Source organism: Atopobiaceae bacterium (assembly GCA_022483015.1).
Lineage (GTDB): Bacteria > Actinomycetota > Coriobacteriia > Coriobacteriales > Atopobiaceae > JALCUE01.
Window position 1 is genome coordinate 483,245 of the sequence record JAKVOB010000001.1, and the last position, 22,313, is coordinate 505,557.

Genomic DNA, 22,313 nt, shown 5'->3' on the forward strand with positions numbered 1-22,313 from the left:
GAGAGGGGCTTGCAGCTGCAGGCCCCTCTCCCCTGCGGTAGCATCGAGGCATGGAGACCTCCACGACAGGCACGTCGCCCACACCAAGCTCGCCCGTGGTCGGGCGCTTCGCCCCCACGCCCTCGGGCCGGATGCACCTGGGCAACGCCCTCGCGGCGCTGCTCGCCTGGCTGGGTGCGCGCTCGGCAGGCGGACGCATCCTGCTGCGCATCGAGGACCTCGACCCACGGGCCGCAGACCCCGAGGCCGCCCGCCTCATCCTCGAGGACCTCGCTTGGCTGGGGCTCGACTGGGATGCCGGTCCGACGTTCCAGAGCGAACGCAGGCAGCTCTACGCAGGGGCCGTCTCGGCACTGCATGATGCCGACCTCACATATCCCTGCTTCTGCACCAGGGGCGAGCTCCATGCGGCCAGCGCACCCCACGCCTCGGATGGCACCTATGTCTACCAGGGAACCTGCCGAGACCTCAGTGCGGACGAGGTCGCGGCGAAGGCACGGCGACGTACGCCGGCATGCCGCCTCGCCGTGCCGGCACCAGGAGACCCTGCGGGAATCGTCCACGTCCATGACCTCGTGTTCGGAGACCTCTCCGAGGACCTCGGTCGCGACTGCGGTGACTTCCTCGTGCAGCGGAGCGACGGCGTGACGGCCTACCAGCTCGCCGTCACCCTGGATGACGCCCTCATGGGGGTGACGCAGGTCGTGCGCGGCCGCGACCTCATGGGGTCCGCCGCGCGCCAGACCTGGCTGCGCGCCACGCTCGCACGCCTGGGAGCCGTGCCGGCAGGCGCTGCCGCGCCACCGGAGTTCGCCCATGTGCCGCTGCTGGTCGCCCCCGACGGACGACGCCTCTCGAAGCGCGAGCACGACCTCGACCTGGGTGCCATCCGTGCACGCGGAGTCCCGGCACCCCGCGTGGTGGGGAGGCTCGCCGCCTGCGTGGGTCTCGCCGAGGCCCGGGAGGACGTCATGCCGGACGAGCTCCTCGCGCGGTTCTCGTGGGAGGTCGTCCGTGCGCACCGCGGGGACGTGACCGTGCGCGAGGGGTTCCTCGGCTGAGGCGCACGGCCCGCGCGTCCGTGGGTTTCTTGGGCGCTCGGGCACCGTCGCGGCTAGCTCCCCGCAAAAACGGGAACGTATGCAATCGTTATCGATGGCGCCGTGACGGCGCCGCAAACGGAGGGACGATTCCATGGACATCCAGAAGCCAGAGCCGCTGCAGGTGGGAGACCGCTTCTACTACACGCTCACCTCGTATGACCCGGTCTCGATCGAGCTCAAGGTACCATGCGTCACCGACCAGGACGTCGACTGGGCGCTCGCCTCGCTCTGCGAGCACAAGGGCCTGGCCAAGGGCACGGCCCCCACGGACGCCTGGGTCGCCGAGAACCTCGAGGGTGCCACCACCGTGGCCGACGTCAAGGAGTCCATCCGCATCCAGATCGGCGACATGAACAGCCGTTACGCAGAGGAGTCCAAGCCCTCCCTGTGCGCCGAGCAGCTCGCCTCGCGCCTCTGCCAGTCCATACCGAAGAGCGAGCTCGAGCGCACCAGGCAAATGGTCTACCAGGGCCTCGAGGCCGATGCCCGCCAGCGCGGCGCGGCCTCCTTCGCCGACCTCGTGGCGCAGACCGGCATGTCGACCGCACAGATCGACCGCATGCTCGACGAGGAGGCACAGGCCACTGCCGAGCAGGAGGCGGCGCTCGACGCCTATGCCTCCGAGAGGAAGCTCTCGGTCGCCGACGAGGAGCTGCCGGCACTCCTCAACCTCTCCCCCGCCGATACCGAGAAGGTCATCAACGACGCGAAGGAGCACGGCCAGACGGCAATGCTGCACCAGGCGGCCGTGCGCGAGAAGGCGAGCCACCTGCTGGCCGCCGAGTGCGCCTGCACCTACGTCCACGAGACCGAGGCAGAGGCCCAGAAGCGCGTCGAGCAGTACGAGAAGATCAGCAAGCTGGCACACGAGCAGGTCGGCAGCATGCCTGCCGACGACGGCGCCGTCCCCGGCGACCACGCAGTCGACTCCACGCCAGGCGCCGGCACGAGCGAGGCCCCCAGCAACGGGTTCAAGCTGGTCTGACGTACGCCACAAGGAACAGGAGAGGGGCCGCATCCGATGTGCCGGATGCGGCCCCTCCGTTCTTCTCGAGACGCATGGCCTTCCTGACGCCGACCTAGGCGCGCTCCGACTCGGGAAGGGGGCGCAAGGTCGCCATCTCGGATGACAGCTCGTGCTCGCCTCCGAAGGCATCACGGATCGTGACCCTCCCCCAGACGTCCATCCCTGCGAGGATGCCGCGGCAGAGCTCCTGGCCGTCCTCGGAGGTCGCGGCGACGGCATGACCCATCCAGGCGAGGTCGTCCACGTACTCGTCAAGCACCGGCGCGAGCGGGCCTGTCACGCTGCCCGCGGCGAGCAGCGCCTGCTCCCAGGCATCCACCCGCGCGACGATCCCCGCGCGGAGCGATTCCGCGAGCTCGTCGAATCCAGGGGCCACGGTGCCAGCGGGCATCACGGCATCAAGGCCGACCGGCGGCAGCGCGACCGCCCGATGGGAGTCGGTGGGAAGCTCGCCAGGGGCCGCCAGGTTGATGCCGATGCCGCAGACGGCGAAGAGGCCTGCCTCGCCCGTGCCGGCCTCCACGAGGATGCCACCCAGCTTGGCGACCTCCTCGCAGGCCGCCCCGTCCTGCGACGGGGTATCCGGGACGCATCCGCCGACGGCCCCGACCACGATGTCGTTGGGCCACTTGAGGCTCACGCCATCGGCCCCGCAGCCCCGCAGCGCATCGAGCACGCCCAGGGCGCAGACCACCGGAAGACCCATGTAGAGCTGCATGGGAACATGCGGCCTCAGCAGCACGGACAGGTAGACCCCCGAGTCCGGCGACTTCCACTCGTGGCCACGCCTGCCACGCCCGGCCGACTGCTCGCGTGCGGCCACGGCCGACCCATGCGGCGCGGTACCACGGCCCAGCCCCATCACGTCGTCGTTGGTCGAGCCCGTCGTTGCCACGACGGTGAGCAGCGCCGGGTTATCGGCGTTCCCTACTGCCACGGAAGCTCACCGAGGTCCGACCGCACGCGCCCCACGCGGTCCTCGGGGTCGAGCACCTTGACGCCCGAGTGCGAGAGGAAGCGGGCCGGGTCGTGCATGAGGTCCTCGAGCGGCACGATCACATAGTCACGCTCGCCAAGGTGTGGGTGCGGGAGCATGAGGCGACGGCCGGCATGGGTCTCGTCCTCCATCCAGGCGAGGTCGCAGTCGATGGTACGCGGGCCATGACCCTCCTGGCCCTCCACGCGCACGCGGCCGAGCTGGTCCTCGACGCCGAGCAGGTGGTCGAGAAGCACCAGCGGCGCGAGCTCGGTGCGGATCTCTACGACGCAGTTCGCGACCGGCGTGGCGATGCCATAGGCCGGGTCCGTCTCGTAGGCGTGGCTCACGCCCGTGACGCAGGTGAGGGGAATCGCGTCGATGAGCGAGACGGCGCGGGCGAGGTAGCCCAGGCGGTCCCCCACGTTGGACCCGAGCGACACGAACGCGCGGCGCGGGTCGGGGTGGGCCACGGACCAGTAGCCCGCGAGCACCTGGGACATGCCGGCCACGTCATGCACGCGTAGCACGCGGGCGCCGGCCTCCGCGGCTGCGAGCGCCACGCCAAAGGTCGCGGGGTCTCGGAGGGCCGCGTCGGTCACACCCGAGACCGCGCCCACGAAGCGCTTGCGCGAGACGGCGCAGAGCAGCGGGTACCCCATCGAGACCATCTTGGCGGTGGCACGCTGGATCACCACGTCCTCGTCGGCGAACTTGCCGAAGCCGGCACCAGGGTCAAGGGCGATGGCGTCGTGGCTCACGCCCGCACGCTGCAAGGTGCGGGCCTGGTCGCCCAGGAAGCCCATGATGCGACGCATGATGGGAGCCTCCTCGGGCAGGGTGAAGCGGCGGCCGCTGGCCGTGGCCATGCGGACGGTGGGATGGGCTATGCCTCGGGCGGAGCGCTCCATCACGGCATCGAGCCGCTCGTCGGTGGTAGGCGCAGGCGTGTCGTCCTTCTCGGCAGGGACCACCGGCTTTGCCGTGGCGGCTGCGGCGAGCACGGCAGCCGACTCGGCCTTGGCGCGTTGGGCCGGGTTCATGGCGCGAATCGCCTCGGCCGAGGGCTGCCCGGCGTCGGTCGAGGGCTGCCCGTCGGCCTTCGCGGCGGCCTCGCGGGCGGCCGCGATGCCGGCATACTTGCCGACGTGCGTGGTGAGGTGCGGCGCCGGGTCGAGGGCGACCTCGCGGCGCGGGGCATGCTCGGAGACCTCGCCGGCATGCATGATGATGCATCCGCAACCGGTGTCGGCGGCGACCTTGACCATCTCGGGGTCCACGAAGCCCGTGACGTCGTTCACGATCGAGGCACCCAGGCGCACGCACATGCGGGCTACATCGGCGTGGCGCGTGTCCACCGAGACGATCGCGCCGGCCTCGGCGAGGTCGCGGACCACGGGGACCACGCGCTTGGCCTCCTCCTGGCTGGTGATGGGCGCGAACCCGGGACGCGTCGACTCGCCGCCGACGTCGATGATGTCGGCACCGTCGTCGAGCATGGAGAGGCCCCAGCTGACGGCATCCTCGCGCGAGTCATGCGCGCCACCATCCGAGAAGGAATCGGGCGTGACGTTGAGGACCCCCATGATGCGCGGGCGGGCAAGGGAGATCTCATGGTCTCCGCAGGTCCAGACGGTGTTGTCGTCTCGGTACATGATGCCCCCTACTTGGTTCCGTCAAAGATCAGAGACAGGGCCTCGGCGCGTGTGGCGTCGTGGGTCGCGAATGCGCCGCGCACGGCCGAGGTGGTGGTGCGGCTGCCCGGCTTCCTGACGCCGCGCATCGTCATGCAGAGGTGCTCGGCCTCCATGACCACGAGGACGCCTAGGGGCTGGAGGTTCCTCTCGATGGCATCGGCCACCTGGGCGCAGAGGCGCTCCTGGAGCTGAGGGCGCTTGGCATAGACGTCGACCACGCGGGCGAGCTTGGAGATACCGCAGACCCGACCCGACTCGCCAGGCAGGTAGGCGACGTGCGCCACGCCGAAGAAGGGCAGGAGATGATGCTCGCACAGCGAGTAGAACGGGATGTCACGCACGATGACCATCTCGTGGCAGCCCGCATCGAAGCTGACGTCGAACAGGGGTGCGGGGTCCTGGGTGAGCCCGCCGCAGCATTCCTCGAGCGCACGTGCCACACGGGCGGGCGTGTCCACCAGGCCTTCGCGAGTGGGGTCCTCCCCCATGCCCTCGAGCATGAGACGGACGCCCTGCTCGATCTTGCCGTGGTCCATCTGGTCGGCCATGCGCTCCCCTTGGGTTGGCAGAATTGACTGACCTTGATTGTAGCTGCTAAGGAGGCCCTGGCCCAAAGTCGCACGACGATGCCATAGGCGGCGCGGCCGGACGGAGGGTGCGCTGGTCCCTGGTGCGACGGCAGCGATGGCATCCGCAGCGGCGAGGCGAGATGGGCCCGGAGGCACCTTGCCGTCGGCACCCGCCCCTGCCGTCCCTCTCGCCCGGCGCCTAGAAGTCGAAGGCCTTGGCGATGTCGCAGGCGCACACCAGGTCCGCCTGCGCGTCCTGCGGGGTGGCGTCACGGTTCACGATGACGAGGTCGTCGCCCTGGAAGTACTGCACCAGCCCGGCCGCCGGATAGACCACCAGGCTGGTCCCACCGATGACCAGCAGGTCGCAGCTCGAGATCGCACGCACCGCAGCCTCGAGGATGCCTTGGTCGAGGCTCTCGCCGTAGAGGACCACGTCGGGCTTGATCGCACCACCGCAGTCAGGGCAGACCGGCACGCCGGTCGTGCCCATGACCCACTCCGCCGAGAGGACCTTCCCGCAGCGACGACAGACGTTGCGGCGCACGGATCCATGGAGCTCCAGCACGTTCTTCGAGCCAGCGTCCTGGTGCAGTCCGTCGATGTTCTGCGTGACCACGGCCGTGAGCTTGCCTGCTTGCTCGAGCTCGGCGAGCTTCAGGTGCGCCTGGTTCGGCTTGGCCCCCAGCGCGATCATCTTGGTGCGATAGAAGTCGAAGAACTCATCCGGATGGCTCACGTAGAACCCGTGGCTGAGCATCTCCTCGGGTGGGTACTTGAAATGCTGGTGGTAGAGGCCGTCGACGCTTCGGAAGTCGGGGATGCCGCTGGCCGTCGAGACGCCCGCTCCCCCGAAGAAGACCATGCTCCCGGCAGCGTCCACGCGCCTCGAGAGCTCAGAGGCTGCCTCTGCCGGATCGGTGATCGTACGTGCCATCGAGCACCACGCCCCTCTCGTCAACCCGTCCCGATGCGGCGCGCCCCGCCTGCACCCATGCACAGGAGGACTCGATGGTTGGAAGACGGGTACCATGTCCCACAACACACCCAGCATGCTAGCACCAGAAGGACCAGGTAGAACATGACCGAGAAACTCGCACCGCTTACCAACAACGTCCATGGCACGGCACTCGTGCTCGAGGGCGGGGGCATGCGGGCCAGCTATACCGCAGGCCTCGTGAACGTCCTTCTCGAGCAGGGAATCTACTTCGACTACGTCTGCGGCATATCCGCGGGGTCGAGCCACACCGTGGACTACCTCTCCCGCGACGCCGACCGCACCAAGCATGCCTTCGTCGAGCTGGGAGGGAGCCCCAACTCGGGTGGCATCCGGACCCTCATGGAGACCGGGCGCTGGTTCGATGCCGACTACGACTATGCCGGCGTGGTCGAGGACGGCACGCTGCCCTTCGACTGGGAGACCTTCCAGGCCAACCCTGCCCGTCTGCGGATCCAGGCCTTCGACCCCGCGACGGGGGCCTCCCCCACCTTCACCCGCGCCGACATGCCGACCCTCGACGACCTCATGCTCCGCGTCCGCGCGGGGTCCACCCTTCCCAAGCTCATGGAACCGGTGCGCATCGAGGACCACGTCCTCTTTGACGGCGGGCTCGGCCAGGGGGCCGGAATGCCGACCCACCTCGCCGAGTCGGACGGCCTCGAGCGGTTCTTCGTGATCTGCTCACGCGAGCCGGGCTACCGCAAGAGGCCGTACGCCGGCGCCGCCCTCCACGGCATCATGCACATGACCGAGGGGATGCCCTACCTCAGGAACGCCCTGCTCACCCGAGCCGAGCGCTACAACGCGGCGCTCGACCACCTTGCCGAGCTCGAGGCCGAGGGACGTGCCTATGTGGTGCGTCCCGACACGATGCCCGTCAAGAGCACCGACCTCAACGTCCCCAAGCTGCAGGAGGCCTATGACCTCGGCCACGAGCAGGGCATGCGCGAGCTGCCGCGTTGGAGGGAGTTCCTCTTCGGGAGCTGCCTGGCGGGACCTTCGCCCAGTGGGGACGCCGAGAGGTACGCGACGTTCGGGAGCGACCCCGCAAGGAGGATGGTATGAGCGACGACCCGGCGAGCAGCCACGAGCTACGACTCGTCTCATGGAACGTGAACGGCCTACGTGCCGTCATGAAGAAGGACCCCGGCTTCGAGGAGGTCTTCGCCAGCCTCGACGCCGACGTGGTCGCCCTGCAGGAGACCAAGCTCCAGGAGGGCCAGGTGGCCCTCGAGCTTCCCGGCTACCATCAGACCTGGAGCTATGCCGCACGTAAGGGATACTCGGGTACGGCCGTCTTCAGCCGCGAGGAGCCGATCTCGGTAATCAACACCATCGGTGACGTCGACGCCGACGACGAGGGCCGTGTCTGTGCCCTCGAGTTCGAACGCTGTTGGTTCGTCGACGTCTACACCCCCAACGCGCAGAACGAGCTCAAGCGCATCGACACGCGCCTGGCCTGGGACGACGCCTATCGTGAATTCCTGTGCGGGCTGGCCCGGAACAAGCCCGTCATCACCTGCGGCGACTTCAACGTTGCCCACGAGGAGATCGACCTCAAGAACCCTGGTCCCAACCGAGGCAACGCCGGGTTCTCGGACGAGGAGCGCACGAGCTTCGGCAAGCTCCTCTCGGCGGGCTTCACCGACACCTTCCGCGACCGCCACCCCGACCTCGAGGGCGCCTATAGCTGGTGGAGCTATCGGTTCCACGCACGTGACACCAACGCGGGCTGGCGCATCGACTACTTCCTGGTCTCGGATGACATCGCACCCAACGTCACGGGCGCCTCCATCCTCGACGAGGTCTACGGGTCGGACCACTGTCCCGTGGAGCTCACGATCGAGCTATAGCCCCGGCGTCCGCCTACCCCAGTGCGGCCGTCCGCACGGCCTCGAAGGTCGCGGCGTCTCGCGTGGCGACGAGCTCCTGGGGAAAGCCGATTCCCTCGAGCATCGCCAATGCCGCAGGGACCTTGCCCACCGATGCGCTGATGTGGGCATCGGTGTTCACGGCGACCATGCATCCCAGCTCGGCGCAGCATTCCGCGATCCTGGTGCAGGGTGCCAGCGAATGGTCCGCCTGCGCGTCCAGGCTGTGCTCGTTGATCTCGATGAGCTTGCCGGCATCGCGCGCGGCACCGACCACCGTGGGCACGTCGAAGTCGACACCCGAGCGCCCGGTGTGCCCGAGGACGAGCACGTTGGAATCTGCCAGGGCAGCGAGGTACATCCGCGTGGTCTGCGCCACCGTGGCGCCCTCGCAGAAGCCGGCATAGTGGATCGACGCGATGGCATAGTCCTGGTCGGGGACCACATGCTCGTAGAGCGTGCGCTCGGTCGCATAGCGGCTGCCCACGATGCTCTCAGGTACGGGGATGTCCCACCCGTAGAGGTGTCCCTCCAGGTCGACGATGTCGGCCTCGACCCCATGGAGCAGGCGCACACCATGCCACACGCGCGGCCAGACCGCCATGTTGACGAAGTACTGGTAGTCACGGATGTCGAAGCCCGTGCCATAGAGCATGCTCGAGAAGTGCTCGGTGTCACCCAGGAGCTCCAGGTCGGCATCGGCAGCGGCACGCACGTTCTCCTCGATGGTCGAGTAGGCATGGCGGGAGTAGAGCGTATGGGTATGGACGTCGCAGCGGTTCTGCAGCATGTGAGAGGGACCTTCCTGTCGGGACTCCCTCGAGTATGGCAGCAACCGCGCGAGCGCGCGAGGTCCCTACCGATACTGGGCGGCGAGCGCCTCCCAGGCAGGCATGGACCCCTCGATGGTGGCCTTGCTCACGCAGTAGCCCACGCGCACCCAGCCACCACAGCCGAAGGAGTCCGACGGCACCGGCAGGAGCTCGAGGGCCTTCGCGCGCTCGAAGAAGGCGTTGGCATCGGGCTCGAGCGCGCGCACCCACAGATAGAAGGCACCCTGGGGCTCGATGTAGTCATAGCCCAGGCGCGTGAGGCCACTCGTCAGCGCGACACGATTCTCGGCATAGGCGGCGACATCGGCGGGCACGTCCACGCAGTCGATGATGACATGCTGGAACAGGGCCGGGGCGCACACGAAGCCAAGGGCGCGGCCGGCGCCAGCCACAGCCGACACCAGCTGGTCATGCTCGGGGTTGGTGGGGGGCACGAGGGCCCAGCCGATGCGCTCGCCCGGAAGCGACAGCGACTTCGAATACGAGTAGCACACGACGGTGCGCCCGTAGATGCCCGGCACCCACGGCACGTCCGCGCCGTAGGTGATCTCGCGATAGGGCTCGTCCGAGATGAGGTAGATGGGATGGTTCCTCTCGGCCGAGGCGGCCTCGAGGGCGGAGGCCAGGTCGGCGAGGTTCTGCGCCGAGTAGACGGCGCCCGTGGGGTTGTTGGGCGAGTCGATGATCACGGCTGCGGTGCGGTCCGTGATAGCGGCTGCCACGGCGGCGACGTCGACCTGGAAGGTCTCGAAATCGGCCATGACCTCCACGCAGGTGGCATCGCAGGTCTCGATCCAGACGCGATACTCCGGGAAGTACGGGGCGATGACGATGACCTCGTCGCCCGGGTTGGTGATGGCATGGAGCGTGATCGAGATCGAGGCGGCGGCACCGCAGGTGACATAGAGGTCGGCCGGGTCATAGGTGCAGCCGGCCTCGCCGCCGAAGCGGCGGTTGAGCGAGCCGGCGATGGCGGCGCGGCACTCGGGCAGGCCGTTCGCCGGCGTGTAGCTGTGGAGCTTGGCAGCCGGCAGGGTCGCTGCACGCTCGATGGAGCGACGGACCTCGTCGGGAGCAGGGACGGATGGGTTACCCAGCGAGAAGTCAAAGACCTTGTCGGCACCGATCTGGGCCTTCCGGGCACCGCCATAGGCCGCGATCTCGCGGATGGACGACTTCGATGCGCCGTAGGCATACATCTTCTGGTTGATCACAGGGGCCTCCCGAGGTCGAACGCGAGGTCGGGGCGAACCGCCCCGACCTCGATGTCTGCATGGTGGGTCGTGTGGGCCTCGAACCCACGACCTTGGGATTAAAAGTCCCCTGCTCTTCCAACTGAGCTAACGACCCGTGCGTCTGTCACATGCTACCACGGCGTCGGGCGGCCGGCCGCCACGGACACGCCTACTCCCAGGCCCACTGCCCGTGGACGAAGACCGGTACCTCCTCGCCGGTGGCCTTGATGCCCGTGATGGCGAGGTCGTCGGTCCCGATCATGAAGTCGACGTGCGTGTGGCTGTGGTTGACGCCGCGCTCCAGCAGCTCGTCCTCGGTGAGGTCGTAGCCACCCTCGTAGCACTCGGGGAAGCCGGTCCCCAGCGCCAGGTGGCAGCTCGCGTTCTCGTCATAGAGGGTGCTGTAGAACAGGAGGTCGCTCTCGCGGATGGGGGTGTTCTTGGATATGAGCGCGCACTCGCCGAGGCGGCACGACGAGTCGTCCGTCTCGATGATGTGGCGCAGCACGTCCTGACCCTGGCCCGCGGCATACTCCACGACACGGCCGCCCTCGAAGCGGAGCCAGAAGTCGCGGATGACGGAACCGTCATGCACGAGGGGCATGGCCGCGTGGACCACGCCGTCGGCACGGAGCCGGTCGGGGCTCGTGAAGACCTCCTCGGTGGGGATGTTGGGGAAGAACTTATGCCCGGCCGTGGTACGGCCGCTGCCACCCTCCCAGACATGCCCGGCCGTCATGCCGATCGTGAGGTTCGTGCCGTTGGCAGCCTGGTAGTGCAGGGCGTCGAAGTGGTTGCCGTTCATCATGCGCTTGGCCTTCTCGAAGGCGGCGTCATGCGTGGCCCAGGCATCGGCCGGGTCGTCATCCACGCGCGACACGTCCAGGATGGCCCGCCAGAGGCGCAGCATCGCCTCGGAGTCGGAGAGGTCCGGGAAGACCTTGCGCGCCCACGGGAGCTGCGGCACACCGATGATGGACCACGCGTTCTGGTTGAAGTCGAGGCCATGGCGCCAGACCTTGCATGAGGCGTTGCGCACGCGACTGGCCGTGGCAGGCTTCACGGGGTCTATCCCCTTGAGCCCGTCGGGGTCATCACCGTCGATCCAGAGGAAGCAGGCACCCTGGGCGGCGAGCGAGTTCATCTGCTCGACCTTCCATGAGGGGCAGGTCTCGAAGTAGCTCGTCGGGCAGCTCTGGAACTCGAGGCGGCGCAGGACGTCATCCGTCCAGATCACGGTGACGTGAGACGCCCCTGCCTTGTATCCCTCGGATACCACCAGGCGGCAGAAGTCGGCCGCGCCGACCGGTGCCGTGATGACGAGCTCCTGGTCCTTCTCCACGGCGACGCCCTGCCTCACGGCAAGCCTCGCATAGGCACGCACGCGGTGTTCGAGCGAGCGCATGGCGGCATCGCACTCTGCATCAGACATCGGTATCTCAACCATCTGGGTCGGTCCTCCTTTGCGCCTCGGCGCATAGAGCCTCATCGTCGCCCGTCCGCTCTGGACGGGCGGTCCTGCGGGCCCCGGCACGTCCCCTGGGGGTCTCCCGCATGGCAGCTTGTACCCTATCATCCATGTGGGAACCTGACATGCGCGAGCGGTCGTGATTCAGCAGCGAAAGAGCGTGGGATCGTCCGCCGCCGAGTCCTCTCCCAGGCAGAAGCCGAGGGCACGGGCGAGGGGGACCGCCAGCATCGAGGCATCACCGAGGACGACGGCCGGCACCACGTAGACCTTCCGCCAGAACGTCCGGTCACGCGCCATGAGGCAGGCATAGGCATAGAAGTCACGCGTGACCTCGACCGGGATTCCACGCGCCGCATACCAGCCGGGAATCGAGGACACGCCCGAGTCCGCGAGGAACTCCCTTGCCTCCCCGCACCCGGCCATCGGATACGGGGGGATGTCATAGCCCTCGTGACGGGCGACCTCCCAGATGAGCATCTCCCCTGCAGGGAAGAAGGCAAGGTCCCCACCCGCGACCTCGAGGGAGAGGGCCATGAGTGCGTCAGGCGATACGGCCTTGGGCAGGTGAGGGCTGACGCCGACATCCCCGGCCTCACACCCCCAGCGGGCAAGACGCGCCAGGACCTCGCGCACGAGCGGCTCCACCATGACCTCGCTTCCGTCCCCACGTCCGGAACCGACCGATATGAGACGGGCCCCTTTCGGGGCCCGAGGCTGTTCTTGGAGCGGGCAACGGGATTCGAACCCGCGGATGATGGCTTGGGAAGCCATTGCCTTACCACTTGGCGATGCCCGCACGTGGCAGATTCTATCACAGCGCGACAACGCCGGGTCCTGCCATGCCCCCGGCGCCGGTTGAGGCCTTACGACCTCCTGATGGCCTCGCAGACCACCTGGGCGACGGCGTCGACCTGACGGGCGTCGATCTGGTCGGAGACGTCATCCGCCGTATGCGAGAGGGCCGGCGAGCCTCCGCGGCCGGTGCCCATCACCGTGATGGCACGTACCGACTTGCGCATGGCAGGCGTCGCGTCGGTATCGCCCCAGGAGTGGTCGATCTTGTCGAGAGGGACATGGAGCGCATCGGCCGTGCGGGTCACGAGGCCCACCAGGCGGCGGTCGGCGCGACGACTCAGCGTGGCACCCTCGCGCGTGAGCACCGCGAGGTCACCCGCCCCCACGCAGTCGAGGTTCACGAGGAAGGCCCCACGGATGTCACGGCGGTGCTCCTCGAGGAATGCCTTCATGCCCGCATGGTCGAGTGCGGAGGCTCCCGTGGCCACGAACCAGATGTCATGGCAGACGAGCTGGTCGTCACCCATGTGCAGGATCTCGTCACGGAGGTCGTCAGGGTCGGGCTCGTCGGCAGTGTCGCGCAGGTCGGCCGAGACGGCCGCCCCGCCCTTCCAGTCGGAGGGATGCCTGCGGGCACCATGCTGCTCGGCATCGTCCTCGGACGCGAGGTTCTCCCACGAGCCGATCTGACGACCGTCCTTCTTGGCGTCATAGTCGTCGCCGACGCCGAGCCAGTCGCCCATCGAGTCGTCATCGCTGGACTTCTTGGCCTTGTGGCCGAAGAGGTGATGCTTGCGCGAGGGCTCCTCCTCGGGTGCCGGCACGGCAGCGGCCCCACGAGACGCAGATGGGCTCACGACGCCGATGTCGTCCGAGACACGAGGCTCCATGGGCTCGTCGTCGGTCGGGGGGATGGGTGCATAGAGCTGGGTGGAGCCAAGGTCGACCCCGCCGTCGATCCGCTGCGGGGAAGGCATCTGCGAGAGCGTCGGGCGCGTGGGGTCGTCAGCCGTGGAGGCCGAACCCCCGCGCGGCGAGAAGCCCACGACATTGCCGCCGGCAGGCTGGTCACCCTCGTCGGCGTCGATCCTGGGGAGCGGACGGGAGGAGGCCAGGGGGTCCGGGTCGTCCGTCTCGGGGTTCGGAAGGTCGAAGAGGACCGCCCTGCGTGCGACGTTGGCAGAGGCCGGGTGGAAGCTCGACGTGCCCCAGCTCGGGTCGTCGACAGCCGCGGCCGCCGGCATGTCCTGCACGGGCATGGGCTTGGTAGCCGAGGGGTCGTCGTGCGGCATCGCATCGAGGCCGCTCGTGTCCTTGTCGAACTCATCGCCGGGGTCCTCGTCCATCGAGAGGGACAAGGCGTCGATCGGAAGCGTCGCAGAGGAGTCCGTCGGTACGGACACGGCAGGTTCAGCGGGCTCTGCGGCCATGGCGGGCTCACCAAGCTCTGTGTCCTCGGATGGTGGCTCTTCCTCGTCCGTCTCCTGGGCATCCCCCTCTGGCACAGTCGCAGACGCGGATGGGAGCGGTGCCGCCGACGTGGTGTCATCAGGTGCGGGGGCCGACGAGCCGAAGGCATAGGAGTCGACGGAGTCGCGGCCGTCCATGGTGGGGAGCGAGATGAGGCCAGGGATCAGGGGGTCGCCCTGCCCGTCCGCCACGGTCTGTTCGGGAGAGGCCGCCTCGTCCTGGGCAGAGGTCTCGGGATGCGAGTCGTCATCGTTCAGGACGTCGTCCACGGGAACCCCGCCCTGCCATTGCACCTCATCCTGCCGCGGTGCGGACGCGCCGCGCTCCGCCTTCTTGGCCTCTGCGGTCTCCTTGGCCTTGCCGGCCGCCACACGCACCTTGCCAGCGAACGAGGACATGAGCGAGCGGCCCTTGTGGGCGACCATGACGACCTTGTCCTTCGCCTCGCCCGCGACCTCCTTGGCATGTTCGGTATCGAAGCCCCTGCCAGAGTTCTCCTGGGCCAGGGCATCGTCATAGGCATTCTCGTAGGAGGCGTCGACCACGTCGTCGTCAGGCCTGCCGATGCGGCCCACGTCGACACGCGGCCTCCTCGAGGGCGAGAGGAACGAGGGCATCGGCGGCTCGATGGGCTCAGGCTCGGCAGGCTCGGACTCGACAGGCTCGGCCTGCTCGGGCACGTCCTGTGCCGCAGGAGCCGGCACCACGGGAGCCGGCGTCCTGAGATAGGAGATCTCACAGTCCGCGGGAAGCATCCCGATCGACTCGATGACGGCACGACCATGACGGACGGACGGTGCCTCGCGATCGGAGGGCGAGGAGGGAACCGGCTCGCCCACGGCAGACGGCGCGGGCTCATACGAGGAGGGAACCGCTGCGGGAGTCGGAGCCGCCTGCGACACGACCTGCGGCTGGAGCTCCTGGTAGGGAGCATCGTAATCGTCATAGTCGTCGGTCAGGAGAGCCGAGTCGACCTCGTCCTGCCCGTCAGGATACTGGTCCGTGGGCGCGGGGGCCATCGGGGCGGGCTCAGGACGGTCCGGCGCCTCCGGCACGTCATCGGCAGCAGGACGGACGACGTTCAGGACGGAGAGGAGCGCTGCGACCGAGGCCTTGTTGTCGTTGGCACCGTCGGTGCAGGGAAGGATGCGGTTGGCGATCTGCGAGACGCCCACGAGCGCGGGTGGGATCGACGCCACGACGGCGACGACCCACGAGACCACATGGACGGCGGTGGGAAGGGCACCGATGGCGGCGACGATGGCGGCGATGCCTGCCACGGGCACGCAGACGGCGCAAGAGCGGCGGATGAGGCCTTGGTACGGCGAGAGGACCTTGTTGGACAGCAGGTCCTCGCGAGGGGTGTCATAGTGGGCGACCACCACGATGGGGCGGTTCCCCTTTGCGACGAGGTCTCCGGTGGCACGATGCACGGCGATGACGTTCTGGCTCTTCGACGTGCCTCCGATCGAGGAGAGCACGCTATGGCCGAGCCGGTCCATCAGGAGCAGCACGAAGGAGACGAGGGCAAGGAGAAGTCCCACGAGCCCCACGGCTCCCGAGATGCCCGAGAGGATGGTGCCCACGAGCAGCACGACGCCACAGACCGCATAGGGAAGACGCCCCAACCTGCCCGCGTCGAACTCCTGTAGCTCGGGCTCGAGACCATGCGCCGCGAAGAGCTCGGAGATCCCCTGCGCGAAGGAAAGCTCCTCTTGGCTGGCGGCTGGCGCGATGTCCACCTGCGAGTCGAGGTAGTCCAGATAGTCCACGGTCTTCCCCATCGATTTCATCCTCCAAGGAACAATGGCGTCGGCCAAGTCGGTGTTATCTGATGAGTATACGTCTAACATGCGAGAATACGTGCTAGTCACACGATATGGCCTCATGGGGCCAGGACGGAGGGACATGGCAGGGCACACGGACGCCTTCGACGAGGAGCCTCCCCCACAGCTCAACAGCGACGACGAGCAGGCACGCCGCATCGCAGCGCTGCTCATTGACCTCTCGAACACGACCGGCCCGGTCTCGACGGCCGAGCTCGCACGGCGCTATCACTCGGACGCCGCACGCTCGTCCTGGGACAAGCTCGTCTCCCGCGACATGGAGGCCCTTGCACGATGCGGGCTCATCGTTCGACGCTGCGGGCACGACGAGGGTCGAGGAACCCTCTGGAGGGTCGATGACGAGGCCTCATTCGCCGACGTCCGTGGTTTGGACCAGGCAGATGCCCGCGCGCTCTCCTGTGCGCTCGACACCCTGGTCGGTGACCCTTCGTTCGCCTGGTCCGACGAGCTGCGCATCGCGCTCGCGAAGCTGAACCGCCACTTCTCGCCGCACGAGGGGATCGCGGGTCCCGAGCCTGCCCATCCCCGACAGGGCCGCGCCGTCTCCACCATGGCCGCGGCGTTGGCCGACAGCCGTGCGGTGGACCTCAGCTATCGCACGGCCAAGGGAGACGAGATCAGCCGTCGGGTGGCACCCTATGGGTTCTTCGGGCTGCGCGGGCACCTCTACTTCGTCGCACCACGCATCGAGGGCGACCGTGTCATCGAGGGCACCTGCAGGGACTATCGGGCCGACCGCATCGTACGGGCGACCGAGGCCAAGGGAGCGGGCGCGGGCTTCGTGGTCCCTGCAGACTTCGACGTCAGGGACCACCAGCTCCTCCCCTTCCAGATCGGTGACGGAAGGGACGTCGAGGCGGTTTTCCTCGTACCCGACGAACGGCTCCGGGACGTCCGCCACGACGCCATCGGCAAGGGGAGCTTCTCGACCAGCCGGCCCACGGATGGGACGTCCACCTGGAAGGTGTCAGCTCGTGACCTCGCGGCAGCGGCAAGCTGGTCGATCCTCGAGGGCATCGTGCCGACGGCACCTGCAGCCCTCGTGCATGAGCGCAGACGGCTCCTCCAGGGAGCGGCGGCGCTCGTCCCAGGCCACGTCGGGGCTCGAGCGAGCCGACCCGTGCGAGAGGCACCATCCACGGCGCCGCAGCGGGGACGCCGGGGTGGCACGGAGACGTCACGGCTCATGGCAGCCCTCATAGGGTCCCTCGACGACGCCGGCGACGAGATCAGCGCACCAGTGGTGGCAGCCCGTCTCGACGTGAGCCTCGCCCAGGCCGAGAAGCTCCTCTACCTCATCGAGACCACCACGACGGATGCCGACGCGACGCTTCCCGTCTACGCCGATGATGCAGGGACCACCCTCGGGCTTCTCTCGGACTCCGGCGTGAGGGGCAGGCCCTTGCGCCTCTCGCGGCACGAGGCGAGGGCCCTTCTCGCAGCACTCGACTACCTCGGCATGCCCGAGGACGACCGGACGCGGCAGGCCATCATGACCTCCCTTGCGCCCCGGCACGCCGATGCCGACGAGCTCGACGCGCTCGTCTCGCCCTGCGGCACCACGGGCGTGGCCAGCGTCGTGGAGACCTGCTCGCGCGCGATCGTCGGCCACAGGCTCCTGGGGTTCTCATACCGTGGCTCCGTCGACGTGTCGCCACAGCCGCGGCGCGTGGAGCCGCGCCTGGTGAGGCAGGCGGACGGGACCTGGTACCTCGAGGCGATTGACCTCGACCGCGCGGCAGTGCGGACGTTTCGCTGCGACCGCATGGACAGCCTCGACGATGCGGGGCCGGCAGGCGACGCACCGACGGGGGGCGCTCCTACGGACGAGAGGGAACAACGGCTCGTGACCCTGACCTTCTCGGACGAGCGATATCTCTCGATGTTCGAATGGCCTGGCCTCGAGCAGGTCGGGACGACCGCCGAGGGGCGCGTCGTGGCGACGATCGCCTGGTACGGGACCAGCTGGCTCGTGAGGTCCCTCTGCGCGTGCGGGGGCGACGTCACCGCCGACGATCCAGGCCTCGTGAGCCTCGTCGACGCATGGGCCCTCGAGGCCCTCGAGGATGCGGGGCCCTCGGACGGCGTCAGCCCTCATGCTCCTGACGCCAGGTCCTGATGAACTCCCCGACCTCGGAGGCCGGAAGCGTCGACTGGTCATGCGTCGGCAGCGAGCGCGTGAAGGCGCTCCCGTAGCGCTTGGTGACCAGACGCGAGTCCGCGAGCACCAGCACGCCCGTGTCCGAGGACGTGCGGATGAGGCGGCCCGCAGCCTGCTTCACCGAGATGACCGACTCAGGCAGGGAGTATCGCCACCAGGCACGGGGCTCGCGGGCGTCCCGCTCCCGTGAGAGCGGGTCGTTGGGACTCGCGAAGGGAAGCCTCGGTATCACGACGCAGCGAAGCGTGTCCCCTGCGGCATCGAACCCCTCCCAGAACGAGCGTAACGCCATGAGCGACAGGTGGTCCTCCGAGAGAAACCGCTCGCGCACCTGGCGGACCGATGCCTGACGGTCCTGACAAGCGAGCTCCAGGCCCTTCTCGGCCAGCCGCGGTGCGAGCTCCCCGTAGGCACGCTCCATGTCGCGACGTGCCGTGAAGAGGGTGAGCACCGAGCCGTCCATGGCCACGTGCACGTCGAAGAGGAGGTCGACGAGCGAGGAGGCGTAGAGGGGGTCACGCGGATCAGGGAGGTCGCTGCAGACGACCACGCCCATATGGTCGTCGAAGTCATAGCTGGAGTCGAGGCGCACGTCCCGGTGCATGCCCGGGCCGAGCCTGTCGAGGCCGACGGCATGGTCGAAGTGGGAGAAGTCCTCTCCCACCGCGATCGTGGCCGAGGTGAAGGTGACGCTCCTCATCTCGGGAAGCCAGCGCTCGGAGAGCTCTGCACCCACGTCGAGCTTCTCCGCCACGAGGCGCTCGGTCCCGATGCGGGCCGTGGAGCGCGAGAGCTGCGCCGAGAAGACATACGAGTCATCCTCCCCTGACTCCACGAGGCGCAGGGCGCCGAGGAGCTCCCGCAAGGTGCAGGTGGCGTTATCGAGGTCGGCGCTGGGGTTCTTGACGGCATCGGCCAGGGAGGCCGATGCGGCGTCGAGGGCCGTCACGCATGCGTCGAGGCGGTCCGCGAGAGCATGCGAGGCCTCCGCCACGGCGGCCCATTCGGGCGTGGCACGCACGTCGGGGCCTATCCAAAGTTGGATGGAGTCATACCCGTTGCTCGAGCCGGCAACAGCCGAGAGGCCACGTATCGCGTCGAAGAGGTCGGCCGACGAGACCTGGGCGCGCGAGACGAGGCCCGCCGCCTTGGTGAGCAGGCCGCAGACGAGGGTCGACGCCTCGGTGTCGGAGGCCTGGGCCATGAGCGAGTGGATGGCTCCGGTCCTCACGCCTCCCAGGGCCTCGAAGGCGGCCTTCGCGCGCTCCGCCGAGACCTCGGCGGCCCACTGGCGGCGTGCCTCGGCCTCGAAGCCGTGGGCCTCGTCGATGACCCAATGGCGGATGGGTGGCAGGATCTTGCCATCGGCCTCGACGTTCCTCAGCAGCAGGGAGTGATTGGTCACCACGACGTCGGAGGCCGAAGCCCGCCGACGTGCGCCGTGCAGCATGCATCCATCGGGATAGTACGGGCAGCGATGGTGCGTGCATTCGTTCGAGGTGACCGTGAGCATCCTACGGGGGACGCACCTCCACCTGATGCCGAGGCCGTCAAGGTCCCCGTCGACCACCTGCGCGGCATAGGCATATGTGGTCGCGATGGCCGTGAGCATCTCGGCCTTGGCCCCACGGGGCGCACGACCCCTCGAGCTCGGGGGGTCAGGCAGGTCGGCCAGGCAGGCACGCTCCAGGCGACGCAGGCAGGGATAGTGGTCGTATCCCTTGAGGGCGCAGAAGGTGAGGCCGCCGGGCACCTGCGCGGCAAGTGCCGGAAGCTCGTGCGAGACGAGCTGATCGGTGAGGGCGTTGGTCTTGGTGGCCACGCCAACGGTGATGTCGTTGGCCTTGGCGAACTCGGACAGGGGCAGCAGGTATGCGACCGACTTGCCCACGCCCGTTCCAGCCTCGATGGCACGGTGGGTACTCGTCGAGAGCGCCATGCGTACCTCCTCCGCCATGGCGACCTGCTCCGGCCGAGGTTCGTAGTCCGCATACATCCTGCCGACGACCCCGTCGGACGAGAAGCCCGCCGCCACGTCGGCCGCCGACGGTGCCACGAGGTCATGGTGCAGGCCCTCGACGTCCTTATGGGGCGTCATGCCGATCTGCGCGTCCGTCGCAAGCTGCTTGCGCACGGCCACGAGCGAGAGCGGGGCGCCGGCGCTCTCGAGGGCGAGGTGCGACAGGATCGGCCGATAGGCCCACTCGACCTCAGGGTGCATGTCGGCGAGGAGGCCGAGCATGCCTTCGGGCAGGTGCACGAGCCCACAGAGGATGATCCGCCACATGCCTGCCAGGGCGTCGACGTCGTCCATGGCCCGGTGCGACACCGATGCGCATCCGAAGGCCTCGGCCATGGCCGAGAGGCGATGGTTGGCAAGCGCGGGAAGGGCGATCCTCGAGAGTGCCAGGGTGTCGACCCAAAGGTCGCTCACCTCACGACCTCCGGGGACCTTCTCGACGAAGGTACGGTCGAACGTCGCGTTATGCGCGAGCACCGGGTCTCCGCCCACGAAGCCCGCCAGGTCACTGACGACCTTCCGGGCGCCTTCTGCCCCGCTGACATCCTCGTTCGTGATGCCGGTGAGTCGCTCGATCTCTGGGGGTATGGGCGAGCTCGGACGTACGAGCGCATGGAATCGGCCGGTCACCTCACGCCCCGAGAGACGGGCGGCAGCCACCTCGATGAGCTCGCAGTTCGAGAAGGACAGCCCTGTCGTCTCGGTGTCGAGCACGACGACGTCCTCCTCGAGAAGCCCGAATTCACGGGTACGAGCCTCATCTGCGAGTCCAAGGTAGGTGTCCCTCACCGATTGCGGGATACCTGGGATCATGAGGTCGTCCACGGTCATGCCCTTGTCTGTTCCCACGTCAGCAGGCACCCCTCTGAAGATGGTCCACCATGGCTCGACCGACGTCCTTGCATGGCACGGCCTGCCCGTCGCGACGATTGTGATGGCCAAGGCTCCCGTCCATGTGGCTCATGCGGTACTCCTTACGTGGGGACGTTCGTGCGCTAGACTCAGGAGTCGAGGATACCCCACGAGCCGTTCGGCTTTCGAGACAGGAACAGCATGCAGACGAACAAGAAGGTCGACGGCAGCGCTCCCAGCACGTCGACCAGGCACAAGGTCGACCTGAGGGGCCTCTCCCACGAGCAGCTCCAGTCACTCGTGGAGGGGCTCGGGCTACCGTCCTTCCGCGCCAAGCAGATCGAGGAATGGGTCCTCGTCAAGCATGTGACCTCCTTCGACGAGATGACCAACCTGCCGAAGGCCCTCCGTGAGCAGCTCAGCGCCACGGCCACCCTCGGTGGGCTCGAGGAGGTCGCACGTCAGGCCTCGGTGGACGGAAGCAAGAAGTACCTCGTTCGCTTCTCGGACGGGACGAGCGTCGAGTGCGTAGGCATGCCCAACCGCAACCGCCTCGCCGTCTGTGTGTCGACCCAGGCCGGCTGCAGGATGGGATGCGCGTTCTGCGCGACCGGCGCGAGCGGCTTCGAGCGGTCGCTCTCGGCCGATGAGATCTATGACCAGGTCGCTCATGTGGCCGATGACTTCGGGACCCGCGCCACGAGCGTCGTGCTCATGGGACAGGGCGAGCCCTTTGCGAACTATGATGCCTCGCTCGCTGCCATGCGCCTGCTCAACTCCCCCGAGGGGGCCGGCATCGGTGCGCGCCACATCACGGTCTCGACCTGCGGAATCATCCCCATGATCAGGAGGTTTGCCAGGGAGCCCGAGCAGTTCACCCTCGCGGTCTCGCTCCACTCCGCGATTCAGTCGACCCGCGACCAGCTCATGCCTGGGGTCAAGAAGTACTCGCTCATGCGCCTCTATGACGCCATGGGCGACTATACCGACCGGACCGGGAGACGCCCAAGCTATGAGTACGCCCTCATCTCGGGTGTCAACGACACCGAGGACCAGCTTGCCGCGCTCTGTGACTTCTGCCGCGGCACGCTCGCACATGTGAACCTCATCCAGCTCAATGACTGCCCTGGGTCCAAGCTCAAGCCATCGACCGACGAGCGCGCGGAGCAGTTCGTACAACGCCTCACATCCGTCGGAGTCGAGGCCACGGTCAGGAACTCCCGGGGACAGGACATCGACGCCGCATGCGGACAGCTCCACCAGAGGGTCATGCGGTCAAGGTAGGACCCGGCTCACGTCCTCCATATGCAGCAGAACGGCCACCGAAATCGCAAGCACCTCGGTGGCCGTTCTGCTGTTCATACATCGTGGAACGAACATATGTTC

At 68.1% G+C, this 22,313-nt stretch carries 16 protein-coding genes and 2 tRNA genes; 6 read left to right on the plus strand and 12 right to left on the minus strand.

The window, feature by feature from the left end:
- The first annotated feature begins 50 nt into the window (after positions 1–50).
- Together gluQRS and LKE50_02075 are read left to right on the plus strand one after the other, a co-directional pair.
- Positions 51–1,061 carry a tRNA glutamyl-Q(34) synthetase GluQRS gene (gluQRS, locus tag LKE50_02070; GenBank protein MCH3967415.1) on the plus strand — a complete coding sequence of 337 codons (1,011 nt, stop codon included), beginning with the start codon at positions 51–53 and terminating at the stop codon, positions 1,059–1,061.
- 133 nt (positions 1,062–1,194) lie between these two features.
- Positions 1,195–2,088, plus strand: coding sequence for a hypothetical protein (locus LKE50_02075; GenBank protein MCH3967416.1), 894 nt, complete (start codon positions 1,195–1,197; stop codon positions 2,086–2,088).
- A gap of 94 nt (positions 2,089–2,182) precedes the next feature.
- Here LKE50_02075 and LKE50_02080 read toward each other — a convergent pair whose 3' ends face one another.
- The 4 genes from LKE50_02080 to LKE50_02095 form a co-directional block, all read right to left on the minus strand.
- Positions 2,183–3,067: a biotin--[acetyl-CoA-carboxylase] ligase gene (locus LKE50_02080; protein MCH3967417.1), complete on the minus strand. Its 885-nt coding sequence runs from the start codon at positions 3,065–3,067 to the stop codon at positions 2,183–2,185.
- Positions 3,058–4,761 (minus strand): dihydropteroate synthase, encoded by a 1,704-nt coding sequence (gene folP, locus LKE50_02085; protein ID MCH3967418.1) that lies wholly within the window; start codon positions 4,759–4,761, stop codon positions 3,058–3,060. Before folP ends, LKE50_02080 begins: the two co-directional genes overlap by 10 nt.
- A gap of 8 nt (positions 4,762–4,769) precedes the next feature.
- Positions 4,770–5,351 carry a GTP cyclohydrolase I FolE gene (gene folE, locus LKE50_02090; protein MCH3967419.1) on the minus strand — a complete coding sequence of 194 codons (582 nt, stop codon included), beginning with the start codon at positions 5,349–5,351 and terminating at the stop codon, positions 4,770–4,772.
- Between the two features lie 220 nt (positions 5,352–5,571).
- Complete coding sequence (locus LKE50_02095; GenBank protein ID MCH3967420.1) at positions 5,572–6,309, minus strand: NAD-dependent protein deacylase; 738 nt, start codon at positions 6,307–6,309, stop codon at positions 5,572–5,574.
- 144 nt (positions 6,310–6,453) lie between these two features.
- Between LKE50_02095 and LKE50_02100 the strand changes: the two genes are divergently transcribed.
- Positions 6,454–7,437: a patatin family protein gene (locus tag LKE50_02100; protein MCH3967421.1), complete on the plus strand. Its 984-nt coding sequence runs from the start codon at positions 6,454–6,456 to the stop codon at positions 7,435–7,437.
- Positions 7,434–8,225 carry an exodeoxyribonuclease III gene (locus LKE50_02105; protein ID MCH3967422.1) on the plus strand — a complete coding sequence of 264 codons (792 nt, stop codon included), beginning with the start codon at positions 7,434–7,436 and terminating at the stop codon, positions 8,223–8,225. Before LKE50_02100 ends, LKE50_02105 begins: the two co-directional genes overlap by 4 nt.
- A gap of 13 nt (positions 8,226–8,238) precedes the next feature.
- Here the strand turns inward: LKE50_02105 and LKE50_02110 are convergent, their stop codons facing one another.
- The 7 genes from LKE50_02110 to LKE50_02140 form a co-directional block, all read right to left on the minus strand.
- Entirely contained in the window at positions 8,239–9,033 is a 795-nt protein-coding gene (locus LKE50_02110; protein ID MCH3967423.1) for a PHP domain-containing protein, read from the minus strand.
- Between the two features lie 66 nt (positions 9,034–9,099).
- Positions 9,100–10,290, minus strand: coding sequence for a pyridoxal phosphate-dependent aminotransferase (locus LKE50_02115; GenBank protein ID MCH3967424.1), 1,191 nt, complete (start codon positions 10,288–10,290; stop codon positions 9,100–9,102).
- A 60-nt stretch (positions 10,291–10,350) separates the two neighbouring features.
- Positions 10,351–10,426, minus strand: a tRNA-Lys gene (locus tag LKE50_02120).
- A gap of 54 nt (positions 10,427–10,480) precedes the next feature.
- Positions 10,481–11,743 (minus strand): aminopeptidase, encoded by a 1,263-nt coding sequence (locus LKE50_02125; protein MCH3967425.1) that lies wholly within the window; start codon positions 11,741–11,743, stop codon positions 10,481–10,483.
- A 180-nt stretch (positions 11,744–11,923) separates the two neighbouring features.
- A complete protein-coding gene (locus LKE50_02130) occupies positions 11,924–12,430 on the minus strand; it encodes a hypothetical protein (protein ID MCH3967426.1) in 507 nt (168 codons plus the stop codon).
- Positions 12,431–12,503: 73 nt separating this feature from the next.
- Positions 12,504–12,578, minus strand: a tRNA-Gly gene (locus tag LKE50_02135).
- 67 nt (positions 12,579–12,645) lie between these two features.
- The gene (locus LKE50_02140) at positions 12,646–15,831 is read right to left on the minus strand and encodes a M28 family peptidase (protein MCH3967427.1); all 3,186 of its coding nucleotides are present in this window, start codon (positions 15,829–15,831) and stop codon (positions 12,646–12,648) included.
- Positions 15,832–15,955: 124 nt separating this feature from the next.
- Here LKE50_02140 and LKE50_02145 point away from each other — a divergent pair, with 124 nt between their 5' ends.
- Positions 15,956–18,013 (plus strand): WYL domain-containing protein, encoded by a 2,058-nt coding sequence (locus LKE50_02145; protein MCH3967428.1) that lies wholly within the window; start codon positions 15,956–15,958, stop codon positions 18,011–18,013.
- Here LKE50_02145 and LKE50_02150 read toward each other — a convergent pair.
- Positions 17,982–20,906, minus strand: coding sequence for a DNA polymerase III subunit epsilon (locus tag LKE50_02150; GenBank protein MCH3967429.1), 2,925 nt, complete (start codon positions 20,904–20,906; stop codon positions 17,982–17,984). The two genes, LKE50_02145 and LKE50_02150, sit on opposite strands and share 32 nt — an antisense overlap.
- 222 nt (positions 20,907–21,128) lie before the next feature.
- Here LKE50_02150 and rlmN point away from each other — a divergent pair, with 222 nt between their 5' ends.
- Positions 21,129–22,211, plus strand: a complete 1,083-nt coding sequence (gene rlmN / locus LKE50_02155) for a 23S rRNA (adenine(2503)-C(2))-methyltransferase RlmN (protein MCH3967430.1) — start codon at positions 21,129–21,131, stop codon at positions 22,209–22,211.
- The last annotated feature ends 102 nt before the right edge of the window (positions 22,212–22,313 follow it).